The 11,576-nt window shown below is 51.0% G+C and carries 10 protein-coding genes; 9 read left to right on the top strand and 1 reads right to left on the bottom strand.

What is annotated here, in order from left to right:
• Positions 1-74: 74 nt before the first annotated feature.
• The 6 genes from POG22_RS17020 to POG22_RS16995 all read left to right on the top strand — a co-directional run bounded on the left by POG22_RS17020 (position 75) and on the right by POG22_RS16995 (position 6,585).
• Complete coding sequence (locus tag POG22_RS17020; RefSeq protein ID WP_498906568.1) at positions 75-575, top strand: hypothetical protein; 501 nt, start codon at positions 75-77, stop codon at positions 573-575.
• 189 nt (positions 576-764) lie between these two features.
• On the top strand, positions 765-1,844 hold the full coding sequence (gene psbA / locus POG22_RS17015) for a photosystem II q(b) protein (protein ID WP_017659179.1): 1,080 nt from the start codon (positions 765-767) through the stop codon (positions 1,842-1,844).
• Between the two features lie 663 nt (positions 1,845-2,507).
• Positions 2,508-3,605, top strand: a complete 1,098-nt coding sequence (gene psbA / locus POG22_RS17010; protein ID WP_498906567.1) for a photosystem II q(b) protein — start codon at positions 2,508-2,510, stop codon at positions 3,603-3,605.
• A gap of 479 nt (positions 3,606-4,084) precedes the next feature.
• Positions 4,085-4,690 (top strand): 4Fe-4S single cluster domain-containing protein, encoded by a 606-nt coding sequence (locus POG22_RS17005; RefSeq protein WP_498906566.1) that lies wholly within the window; start codon positions 4,085-4,087, stop codon positions 4,688-4,690.
• A 295-nt stretch (positions 4,691-4,985) separates the two neighbouring features.
• Positions 4,986-5,342 carry a rhodanese-like domain-containing protein gene (locus POG22_RS17000; RefSeq protein WP_063716544.1) on the top strand — a complete coding sequence of 119 codons (357 nt, stop codon included), beginning with the start codon at positions 4,986-4,988 and terminating at the stop codon, positions 5,340-5,342.
• Positions 5,343-5,412: 70 nt separating this feature from the next.
• On the top strand, positions 5,413-6,585 hold the full coding sequence (locus tag POG22_RS16995; RefSeq protein ID WP_498906564.1) for an NAD(P)/FAD-dependent oxidoreductase: 1,173 nt from the start codon (positions 5,413-5,415) through the stop codon (positions 6,583-6,585).
• A gap of 121 nt (positions 6,586-6,706) precedes the next feature.
• On the opposite strand, the gene POG22_RS16990 is transcribed toward POG22_RS16995, so the two are convergent.
• On the bottom strand, positions 6,707-7,330 hold the full coding sequence (locus POG22_RS16990; protein ID WP_063716545.1) for a TetR/AcrR family transcriptional regulator: 624 nt from the start codon (positions 7,328-7,330) through the stop codon (positions 6,707-6,709).
• 156 nt (positions 7,331-7,486) lie between these two features.
• Here POG22_RS16990 and POG22_RS16985 point away from each other — a divergent pair, with 156 nt between their 5' ends.
• From POG22_RS16985 to POG22_RS16975, 3 genes are all read left to right on the top strand, one after another.
• Positions 7,487-9,052 carry a M16 family metallopeptidase gene (locus POG22_RS16985; RefSeq protein ID WP_498906562.1) on the top strand — a complete coding sequence of 522 codons (1,566 nt, stop codon included), beginning with the start codon at positions 7,487-7,489 and terminating at the stop codon, positions 9,050-9,052.
• Between the two features lie 63 nt (positions 9,053-9,115).
• Positions 9,116-10,630 (top strand): M16 family metallopeptidase, encoded by a 1,515-nt coding sequence (locus POG22_RS16980; RefSeq protein WP_498906561.1) that lies wholly within the window; start codon positions 9,116-9,118, stop codon positions 10,628-10,630.
• A 100-nt stretch (positions 10,631-10,730) separates the two neighbouring features.
• The coding region (locus tag POG22_RS16975; protein ID WP_498906560.1) for a hypothetical protein at positions 10,731-11,576 on the top strand (846 nt) is incomplete at its 3' end.

The following is an 11,576-nucleotide window of genomic DNA, read 5'->3' as shown; positions in this document are numbered from 1 at the left end:
GGATACGCAGAAAATCTTGGTAGAATGTCGGTAGCATTTTTTTGTTGGGGTGGCCGCAAACGCCACCCTCTTTTTTGGGACTCCTCTATTCTCTCAAACAATTGTCCCGTCTGGCTTCCGTCTACCTTGTCACCCTCTCAGCAGAACTCCACTGCGGCCGACTCAGCGAAATCGCCGGAGAATACGGACGACAACTGTGCGATCGCCCCTTATCGCCGCTCTCACCAGAGGAATACGAACCGATGTTCGATCGCTTACTCCAAGCCACAACCCAGGGAGCGCCTGAAGTCTCAGCGTTTTTAGCAGATTTGTCGCCGCGCGTCTCCATACCACAGTGGACGAATTGGTTGCGAGGTTACGGAGAAACCCTGTTAGCGGAAAAAGAACCCGACCAAACCACTGGAAAAGCCTTATTGCGCCTCAGCGAACAGTTGCGCGTACAAATCCCCGAACCTTGTACGACGCCAGAAGAATGGCTACTTTGGGAATTCTCGCAAGTAGCCGAAGACATCGGACGAGAGGTGCGATCGCGCGAGATCGTCTGGGAAATCTGGGAATACACCGAGAACAGTTAACAGTCACCGCCTCCCTCCAACCATCGCTCTCGAGAAAGTCAGACGCTTCGTCCTATTCAATAACCTTATGGTTATTTAGTTGACAACTACATAGGAATACGGTTCAATAAGATTGTTCCTCGAGTTCAATGTCAACACCATCGAACTTTAATCGTGAGTCTGTTGTCAGAACCCTAACGAGGTTTTTTTATGACCACCACAACAACGCAACATCAATACAATCTGTGGGAGCGTTTCTGCAGTTGGGTAACGAGTACCGAAAACCGCCTGTACGTGGGCTGGTTTGGCGTTCTTCTCATCCCCACCGCTCTAACAGCCGCAATTGTCTTTATCTTGGCTTTCGTTGCCGCACCTCCTGTCGATCTCGACGGCATTCGCGAACCCATTTCTGGCTCGCTGCTGTACGGCAACAACATTATCTCCGCAACGGTCATTCCGACCTCCGCCGCAATCGGCTTGCACTTATACCCCCTTTGGGAAGCTGCCAGCTTGGACGAATGGCTCTATAACGGCGGGCCGTACCAACTCATCGTCCTGCACTTCCTAATTGCAATTTACGCCTACATGGGTCGCGAGTGGGAACTGTCCTACCGCCTGGGGATGCGTCCTTGGATTCCCGTAGCGTTTTCTGCTCCCGTGGCTGCTGCCACTGCCGTTCTGCTGATTTACCCCATCGGTCAAGGATCGTTTTCTGACGGTCTGATGCTGGGCATCTCGGGAACCTTCAACTTCATGATCGTGTTCCAAGCCGAACACAACATCCTGATGCACCCGTTCCATATGCTCGGTGTGGCTGGTGTCTTCGGCGGTGCGCTGTTCTCCGCCATGCACGGTTCTCTCGTCACCAGCTCTCTAGTGCGCGAAACCACCGAATACGAGTCTCAAAACCAAGGCTACAAATTCGGTCAAGAGGAAGAAACCTACAACCTGGTTGCCGCTCACGGTTACTTCGGTCGTCTGATCTTCCAATACGCTTCCTTCAACAACAGCCGCTCGCTGCACTTCTTCCTGGCTGCTTGGCCGGTGGTCGGTATTTGGTTTACGTCACTGGGTCTGAGTACTATGGCGTTCAACTTGAACGGCTTCAACTTCAACCAGTCCGTTCTCGACAGTCAAGGTCGCGTCATTAACACCTGGGCTGACGTCATCAACCGTGCCAACCTGGGTATCGAAGTGATGCACGAACGCAACGCTCACCAATTTCCTATGGATTTGGCTTCTACTGACGCTGCACCCATTGCGCTGAGCGCTCCTGAAGTCAACGCCTAAAGTTAAATCTTGTCGATTGGATTTGGCTTCTACTGACGCTGCACCCATTGCGCTGAGCGCTCCTGAAGTCAACGCCTAAAGTTAAATCTTGTCGATCGACGCAAACTCGCGTCTCTGACAAGCTCGATCGTTCCTAAGATCGGTCTGAAATCGGTTCGATTCAACTCCATCCCTCTTCGGTCGGGATGGAGTTTTCTTTATGTTTTTTTTACGAACATCGATAATACTGACTACTGCGTAAAATACAGAATTATTTCTTAAACATAGTTTACGAAACGCTATTGTTTTTGATATAAAATTCAAGTCAAACGAATTGACATTTTCAAAAGAACTTCATAGAATAAATTACAGTATCGAGATCGTTGAATTTATTTTCGTACGAGTTGCGATCGCGCTTTAAAATCGAGCAATTCCAGGCAAATATAGGCGCTTCGCAACATCTCGATCGAAACGGGTATCGAATCGAACTCAGAGCGCCACAAGCGACAGTTTACAATTGTTTCAATCTTTTTTCGACCTTATTCTCTCTCTGTAGGCGATCGCTTGTCCGAGCCTAGGCGCTCGACCGTCCCCTTCCCACACATCTGAAAGGGCGATCGTTGTTTATTGTTTTCCAAATTCGATCCGATACCTGTGTATTTTTTCCATGAGGTATTTGGAATCATGGCTACTAATATTCGCCAACGTCGAGAGGGCGATCTCTGGTCAGCATGGGATCGACTCTGCGCGTGGATTACCAGCACCGAAAACCGGATCTATATCGGTTGGTTCGGTGTCTTACTAATCCCGACAGCCCTCGCTGCTGCCACAGCATTCGTCTTAGCCTTCCTCGCCGCCCCTCCAGTGGACATGGAAGGTATCCGCGAACCCGTCATCGGCTCCATTCTCGGCGGTAACAACTTTATTTCCGCCGCCGTCGTTCCCACCTCCGCCGCCATCGGTCTGCACTTCTATCCCATTTGGGACGCCGGTTCCATCGAAGAATGGCTTTACAACGGCGGACCGTACCAGCTCATCGTCTTCCACGCCCTCATTGCAATTTGGGCGTACCTCGGACGGCTGTGGGAACTGAGCTATCGCTTGGGAATGCGTCCGTGGATTGCCGTTGCCTTCTCCGCTCCGGCTGCGGCAGCAACTGCCGTCCTACTCGTGTATCCCGTCGGTCAAGGTAGCTTCTCCGAAGCCTTACCCTTGGGCATTTCCGGCACGTTCCACTTCATGATGTCCTTCCAAGCCGAACACAACATCATGATGCACCCGCTGCATATGCTCGGTGTCATCGGCGTGTTTGGCGGCGCGTTACTGAGCGCCCTACATGGCTCTCTCGTGACCTCTTCCCTAGTTCGGGAAACCACCGAACTCGAATCGGCAAACGAAGGCTACAAATTCGGACAACAAGAAGCCACCTATAACCTGATTGCCGGACACGCTGGCTTCTGGGGACGCTTGACTCTGCCGAGCTTTGCCATGCGGAACAGCCGCTCCGTCCACTTTATCCTCGGTGCGTTCCCCGTCATCGGTATTTGGTTCGCAGCTTTGGCAGTTGGAACCATGGCGTTCAACCTCAACGGCTTTAACTTCAACCAGTCCGTATTAGACGCTCAAGGTCGCGTCATCCGCACCGATGCCGACCTGATCAACCGGGCAAACCTGGGCATCCAAGTGATGCACGCCCCCAACGCTCACAACTTCCCGTGGACGTTGGCTTCCGGTGACGCCCAACCGATTTCGATGTCTCACGCACCGAATATCGGCGGCTAATCGCTGCAACCACTGCAATCGTTCGATCTGGTTTTTTGGAGGGGGGATTTAATTCCCCCCTTTTTTCGTAGGTGCGTGACTTGAAAAATGGGGTGTGATACTCCATCCTTTTCCGATAAGCTAGGTTTCAAGAAGTCTTCACCACAGAGACACAGAGGACACAGAGAGGGGCTTGTCTGACTGGGTAAAACCAGTGTTTGAAATTAGGATTCCGTATGAATCCTGAGACTGAGAAATCGTCACACCCCGACAATGTACACCGCCAACAGACAAGGGTGCGAGTTTATCAGTGTAGAGTGCAGAGGGCAGTTTCGTAGGGTGCGTGACTTGAAAAATAGGGTGTCGATCGTGAGACCGATCGAGCTGTCACGCACCGCCAATGTACACCGCCCACTTGAAAAATAGGGTGTCGATCGTGAGACCGATCGAGCTGTCACGCACCGCCAATGTAAGCCACCTATTGAGAAGGAGGGAAACAAATGGTTCAGGACATAAAAATTCCGGCCGGACACCTGAATATTATGGGCTACGTAGACGAGTCCGAAGTTAACGGCCCGGGAAAACGGGCAGTGGTTTGGGTTCAGGGCTGTTTGCGGGAATGTCCCGGTTGCTTTAATCCCAGCTCTTGGTCTTTTGAACCCAATCAGGTGGTGTCTATCGAAGAACTGGCCGAGAAAATTACGAGTAACCCCAATAACGAAGGCGTCACCTTTTCCGGCGGCGAACCCTTTTGGCAAGCTCCCGCATTGGCGGAGTTGGCCAAAAGGGTGAAAGCCAAAGGATTGAATGTGATGTCCTTTAGCGGCTTTACTTTGGACGAGTTGTCGGAGGATAAGGCACCGCCGGGAGCGATCGCGTTACTCGAACAGCTCGATATTCTCATTGACGGTCCTTATGTAGAATCTCAGGCCATTCACGACCCCACATCGCTGGTGTCGTCCCGCAATCAACGGGTTCGGGTTCTCAATCCTGAGTTTCAGAATCGCCTCGATTGGGCGAGCGACCAGATGGAAATTCACGTCCTCAAAGACGGAACGCGAATTATTACCGGATTTCGAGGCGCAATGGGGATTGGTGAGGATTAAATCAGTTTGGGAAACTTAGTCTTACATTTCGAGGCTGGGTTTCTCGGGATTGGCGATCGCTAATCCTGAAAACCTCGATCGCTAGTTGCTCAAAAACACTTGCATATTTGACTAAAAAGTTATATAGTGAATCTTGTGAGGGAGCCATCGTGCCGATCGCACGTAGAGCGTTACTACCCGTACAGTCTTGTCAGAGCAGACAGCTTCGATAACGATCGCGTGTTTCCCAACCCAGTTTGTCTGCTCTGACTTTTCCCAATCTTGCCAACAACTCGAATAACAGGAGGTTTTAGCGATGACTACCGCTACTCGTGCAGAAACGGTAACGGACATCACCCCACAGGCGTTTGTCAGCCTCCCCCATTCTCCCACACTCATCGACGTGCGATCGCAGCTCGAATACGCTGCCGGACACGCCCCCAACGCTCGAAATCTCAGCCTTCCGAGAGTGATGTTGGGGTCGATTCCCCTCTTGCGAAAGTGGATGTGGCCTGAGTGGTTTCGATCGCTCCCCAAAGACGAACCCATCGCCATCGTTTGTCTGACGGCACACCGCAGTCCCATTGCAGCGCAACACCTGGTAAAACAAGGCTTCAGCCAGGTTTACAACCTCTCTGGCGGAATGGTGGAGTGGTGGAAAACCATCAAATAGGCATCAAACAGGCGTCTTCACAGACCCCTATATTTTTTTACTTTTTTCTTGACGTAAATTCTCAATAAGTATGATGACTCAGCCCAAAATTCTCGTTCTCGGCGGAGGCATGGGTGGCGTCGAAGCCGCCATCAACCTCAGTCAACGTATCAAGGGTCAAGCGCAAATCGACTTGATTTCCAACCGAGACTTTCTCTACGTCTATCCCGCTTCAATTTGGCTGACGGTGGGACATCGAACCGTGGAAGACCTCAGTTTGCCGCTTTCTCCGCTGGCAGAGATTCACGGATTTAATTTCTCACACGAAGAAATTAGAGAAGTCAATACATCGCAACAATATGTAATCACAGATCGACAAAAACGCGAGTACGACTATCTCGTCATTGCCTTGGGCGGTTCCAAACTCAAACCCAAGGGCATCGAACATACGCGGACGGTGTGTCGTTCTCCCCAAGACGGCATCGACATTCAAGAGAAGTTTTTGAAATTAGTCGATCGCGGTTACGGAACGATCGCCTGTGGCTTTAGCGGCAATCCCAAAGATTCGACGGCGGTGCGCGGCGGTCCGATGTTTGAAGTGACATTCAACTTCGACACCTATTTACGTCAAAAAGGCTTGCGCGATCGCTTCGAGTTAATCTTTTTCACTCCCTCTCCCAAACCCGGAAAACGTCTCGGCGAAAAAGGGTTAGCTCAAATTGCCAAACTGTTCGAGAAACGCAACATCCGCACGATAACCGGTCGCAAAATTACCGAATTCACCGCCGAGGGGGTGGTATTTGAAGACGGCACTGAAATCCAGAGCGATTTAACCGTGTTTACACCGGGAATGACGGGAAATCCAGTCTTGAAAAATTCCGATTTACCCCTGACCGAAGCGGGTTTCGTTCCCGTCAGCGATACCGCCCAAGTCAAAGATCTCGAGAATTGCTACGCTATCGGTGACAGTTCCTTTTTCGAGGGGCCCGCTTGGCGGGCGCGTCAGGGACACCTGGCCGAACTCATGGCCCGGACGGCGGCCGAAAACATCGCGAGACAGACCCGCGAACAGTTTCCCCGAGCGTCGTTTCGAGAAGAGATGCATATTTTGTGCGTGATGGATTTAGGCGACGAAGCCGTGTTCGTCTATCGCGACGACGAGAAAGCGATCGCGCCTCGAGGGGCTTGGGCTAGATGGGCGAAACTGGCTTGGGAGAAGTATTACAAACTCAACAAAGAGAACAAAGTGCCGCGTTTGATGTGATTGCAGACAAGGGGACAAGGAAATTGACGTGAAGGCGGAAAATCCAGTCGGGGCAAACTTAGAAGCTTGCCCCACCTCGATCGACCTGAAAAGTCCGTTTGCAAACCACAGTTGTCTCGCCCTAATCCTCGATATCTCTGGCGAGAACGCCGTTGAGGAAAATATCGGCCAGTCCTTCAGCCATATCCTTCATCGCTTGCGGTGAAGGATTTTCGCCCATCAGGGTTTCGTAGCTAAAGCCAGAAATCGCAAACATTCCGAGAAAGACTTTTGCCACCAATCTCGGGTTCATCGGACGATAAATGCCGCGATCGATCGCCGTTTGTATGAAGGCTTCCGCTACGTCCGTCATTTTTTCGATCGAGTCCTTTTGAATACGTTCGCGCAGTTCCGGGTGAAACTGAGCTTCGAGGAAGCATACGCGCATCAGATCGGCGTTCTTACGCAGGTGAAGGAGGCGGCGCTGGATAACTTGCGAAACCGCCTTGTAACTGCCCATTTCGCTCAGTTCCGTCAACAAATCCGTTAACAGTTCGATCCAGCCTTGAGTCGCCACTTCCACCAAAATCGCCTTTTTATTGTCAAAATGTCTAAAGAGCGTGCCTTCCGCTACACCGGCCGCACGGGCGAGGGCGCGGGTTGTCGTCCCTTCAAATCCTTGGCGGGCGAACAATCGTCGTGCAGAGGCGAGAATGCGCGTGCGGGTTTCGGATTCGGGGGTTCGCGTCGCGTGTATCGTCTTCATTGTCTTCACAAAACTATGCAATTGTCAGTGTGCCTTGTAACAGTATTGTGAATTAAATTGTCGGTTCCTCGGCAAAAGATTCACAGATTGTCATAGGAAGTTATCGATCTCAAAAGTCAGAGATCCAACTTCGATCGCGTTCGGAATCATCATGTTATGTATTCGATCCCATCCTATCTTCAAAACCTGAAAATCTGCGGTCGTCAAATCGGGCGATCGCTCGTCGCATTCGCGTGTCTGGCGCTACTTTTCGGAACCTTAAGCGTTGCACCGACTACAGCTCGGGCGGCGTCGATTCAACCCTATCTCGATCGCACGCTCGAACGCGCGACCGAATTCACTCTCGATAACGGGATGAAATTTATCGTTCTCGAACGCCACGAAGCCCCCATCGTCTCGTTTATCACGTACGCCGATGTCGGCGGCGTCAACGAAGTTCCGGGGCAAACGGGTATCGCGCACTTCTTAGAACATTTAGCCTTTAAAGGCACCCAAAAAATCGGAACGACGAACTATCAGAAAGAGCGTCCGCTGCTCGATCGCCTCGACGATTTACACCAACAAATCGAAGCGGCAAAATCTGAAAACAATCTTACGAAAGTCGAAGAACTGCAAGCCCAATTCGATCGCGTCCAAACAGAAGCCTCCGAATACGTGATTCAAAACGAATTCGGACAGATCGTCGAGCGATCGGGAGGAGTCGGCCTCAACGCCACCACTTCCGCCGACGCCACGCGATATTTCTACAGTTTCCCCTCCAACAAACTCGAACTGTGGATGTCTCTCGAGTCCGAGCGGTTCCTCGAACCCGTATTTCGAGAATTTTACAAAGAACAGCAAGTGATTCTCGAAGAACGGCGTCTGCGAACCGACAATTCCCCGATCGGAAAACTGATCGAAGAATTCCTCGACACGGCGTTTCAGGTTCACCCCTACCAACAACCCGTCATCGGCTCCGTCGAAGACTTAGAAAACCTAACGCGCCAAGACGTAGACGAATTTTTCCAAACCTACTACGTCCCGAGTAACCTCACCGCCGCCGTCGTCGGAGATGTCGATCCCGATCGCGTCAAAGAACTCGCCCGAGCCTATTTCGGGCGATACGAACCCAAACCCGCACCGCCGCAAGTCACCGCCGTCGAACCGCCGCAAACCGAACCGCGCTCCGTAGAAGTCCGCTTCCAGAGCGAACCCTGGTATCTCGAAGGCTATCACCGTCCTTCAGTGAACCATCCCGACAACGCGACATACGAGATGATAAGCGCCATCCTCAGCAACGGACGCACCTCGCGGCTGTATCAGTCCCTCGTAGAAGACCAGCAAATCGCCCTCGCCGCTCAAGGCTTTAACGGCTTTCCGGGGGATAAATTTCCCAATTTGATGCTGTTTTACGCCTTGACAGCACCGGGACACGGTGTCGAAGAAGTGCAAGCGGCGTTGCAAGCCGAAATTCAAAAACTGACGCGCGAACCCGTTTCCGACGCCGATCTCGATCGCGTCAAAACCCAAGCCAAAGCGGGACTGCTGCGATCGCTCGATTCCAACTCCGGTATGGCGAGTTTGCTCGTCGAGTACCAAGTGAAAACCGGAGACTGGCGCAACCTGTTCCGTCAAATCGAACAAATCGAAGCGGTGACGGCGGAGGATATTTTGCGCGTCGCGCGAGAAACCTTCGTTCCCGAAAACCGCACCATCGGAAAACTGTTACCCATCGACGGTTAAGGTTTCCCAAGAATTGAGACTCGCTCCGCAAGCAGTCCGAGTCAAGACACACAAGAGATCGACATGAGCAAACGAAAAACAATGAGGAGAGGACGCAATTTATGGCGCACTCTCTGGACAAAACACCTACGTCCCTACTGGACGATGTTGTTCGCCGTAGGGTTCGTCGTCAGCACCCTGTTTCATCCCGCCGCCTCCGTCGCCGCGACGCCGAGACATTACACCGAACTGGAATTTCCGCCACTTCCAGAATTACAACTTCCCGACTACACCCGTTTCCAACTCGACAACGGTTTGACGGTGTATCTGATTGAAGATCGCGAACTTCCCTTAATTTCGGGAAACGCCCTGATTCAGACGGGAAGTCGGTTCGAGCCGTCCGATAAAGTGGGGTTGGCGAACTTAACGGGAAACGTCATCCGCGCCGGAGGAACCCAGAACCACCCCGCCGACGAGTTGAACCGCATTCTGGAACAGAACGCCGCGTCAGTAGAATCGTCCATTGGTTCGACTGCGGGAAGCGTGAGTTTTAGCGCCCTCAGCGAAGACTTCGAGGACGTATTCGATTTATTTGTGGAGGTGTTGCGTCAACCCGCCTTTGCTGAAGACAAGATCGAAGTGGCGAAGAATCAGATGCGGGGAAATATCGCGCGGCGCAACGACGAACCGGGAAGCATCGCCGATCGCGAATTTCAGAAACTGATTTACGGCGAAACCAGTCCCTACGCCAGAACGATGGAATACGAAACCCTCGAGAACATCGCTCGCGAGGATATCCAGTCGTTTTACGAGCAGTTTTTCGTCCCCGATCGCATGATTCTCGGAGTCGTCGGAGATTTCGACAGCGAAGCGGTAAAAACGTTGATTTCGCAGAAATTGGAGGATTGGAAACCCGCGTCCGCACCGCTTCCCGAATTACCCAACGTGTCGCAAGCTCGCGAGAGCGGCGTGTTTTTCGTCGATCGCCCGCAGCTGACCCAAAGTTACATTGAAATCGGACATCTCGGCGGCGTGCGGAGTAGCCCCGACTACCCGATTTTGGGGGTGATGAACAACGTATTGAGCGGGTTTGGCGGACGCTTGTTTAACGAAGTGCGATCGCGCCAAGGGTTAGCCTATTCCGTCTATGCGTATTGGGGCGCTCAATACGACTATCCCGGCGTGTTCGTGGCGGGGGGACAAACGCGATCGGACGCCACTGTTCCGTTTATTCAAGCCGTTCGCGCCGAGATCGATCGCGTTCGTACCGAACCGATCGAAGAAGAAGAGTTACAGATTGCGAAAGATTCGACGTTGAACTCCTTCGTCTTTAACTTCGCCGATCCCTCTCAAACCCTGTCGCGACTGGTGCGATACGACTATTACGATTATCCGTTGGATTTCCTGAACCAATATCAAGACGGCGTTCGCAAGACAACGGTTGAAGACGTGCAACGGGTGGCGCGAGACTATCTCGAACCCGAGAAATTGGTAACGTTAGTGGTGGGGACTTCCGAGGCGATCGAGCCGCCGCTGTCGAGTTTAAGTCCCAATACCGAAGTGACGGCGATCGACGTGACGATTCCCGAACCCAGTTGAACAGAGTTGAGTTTCCCAGAACCCCGGTATCTGTGGGATATCGGGGTTCGATGTTGGGAAAAAGGTTCTCTGTCGCGAAATCTAGACTTTCAATCGCTCTGTGTTTTATAATGAATATTTAGACAAAAATAAAATCAGCAGATTTAAACAAAAATTCAAACAACTCAACTTTAATATGCCTGAAGATTTAAATAAAATTGTAGAAGAAAATGTAGGAAAGGAGCCTTTGTGTGATTATCCTTGGCTCGAACTGGCCGATCGTTTAATTAATTGGGCGAGTTACCAGAAAGATGAAGCCTGTTTGGCTTTTTCGTTCGACTTGTTGACAAGTTTATCTTATCTTGATAAGATTCCATTTCTTCAAAAATATTTGCGCTGCTATCCTGAAGGTTCGCTCCCACAAAGTTGTAACTATCATTTAGGATTTATCAATCTGTGCGCCCCCTTGTTAATTGCAAATGATATATGGTCTTTTCAAGAAGCCGCAAAACCTAAATCGGGTGCAATTGGGAAACTAACAAGCGAAATTATTTTGCGATTCATTCAAAAAGCATTTTCCAATATTATGGACGTCAAAGTCCTCGGAGGATGTGAAGTTGCTGACACTTGCATTTATCACAGAGATGGAAGAATAATTCTGGGAGAAATTAAAGCGTCACCTCTAGTCACTTTTCCATTGTTACTGAAAGGAATTCCATCAGAAAACCCTTCCGAATTATCCGAAACTCAGCTTCAAGTCATGGAAAGTTACTTATATATGCACGAAGAGACAATTGAACTGGGAAGTACCAGGTCAAGATTATGGGGCTCTTCCGAACTTACTATGCAAGAAATCGCTGAAATCCTTACAGGAAAAGAGTTTTTGCTAAACGGTATAAAAAGTCCGCTCAAATCGCGAAATTCCTTTCCAGATATAGGCTACAAGCATTTACCCTACACACCAAGG

The organism is Geitlerinema sp. CS-897, assembly GCF_028368005.1.
Taxonomy (GTDB): Bacteria; Cyanobacteriota; Cyanobacteriia; order Cyanobacteriales; family Geitlerinemataceae; genus Baaleninema; species Baaleninema simplex.
Note: the sequence above shows the minus strand (reverse complement) of the source record. Positions and strands in the feature narration are given on the sequence as shown.

Bases quoted from the DNA above. Each gene is read 5' to 3' on its own strand.
- psbA (WP_017659179.1), top strand. From the start codon at position 765: ATGACCACCACAACAACGCAACATCAATACAATCTGTGGGAGCGTTTC.
- psbA (WP_498906567.1), top strand. From the start codon at position 2,508: ATGGCTACTAATATTCGCCAACGTCGAGAGGGCGATCTCTGGTCAGCA.
- POG22_RS17005 (WP_498906566.1), top strand. From the start codon at position 4,085: ATGGTTCAGGACATAAAAATTCCGGCCGGACACCTGAATATTATGGGC.
- POG22_RS17000 (WP_063716544.1), top strand. From the start codon at position 4,986: ATGACTACCGCTACTCGTGCAGAAACGGTAACGGACATCACCCCACAG.
- POG22_RS16995 (WP_498906564.1), top strand. From the start codon at position 5,413: ATGATGACTCAGCCCAAAATTCTCGTTCTCGGCGGAGGCATGGGTGGC.
- POG22_RS16990 (WP_063716545.1), bottom strand. From the start codon at position 7,330: ATGAAGACGATACACGCGACGCGAACCCCCGAATCCGAAACCCGCACG.
- POG22_RS16985 (WP_498906562.1), top strand. From the start codon at position 7,487: ATGTATTCGATCCCATCCTATCTTCAAAACCTGAAAATCTGCGGTCGT.
- POG22_RS16980 (WP_498906561.1), top strand. From the start codon at position 9,116: ATGAGCAAACGAAAAACAATGAGGAGAGGACGCAATTTATGGCGCACT.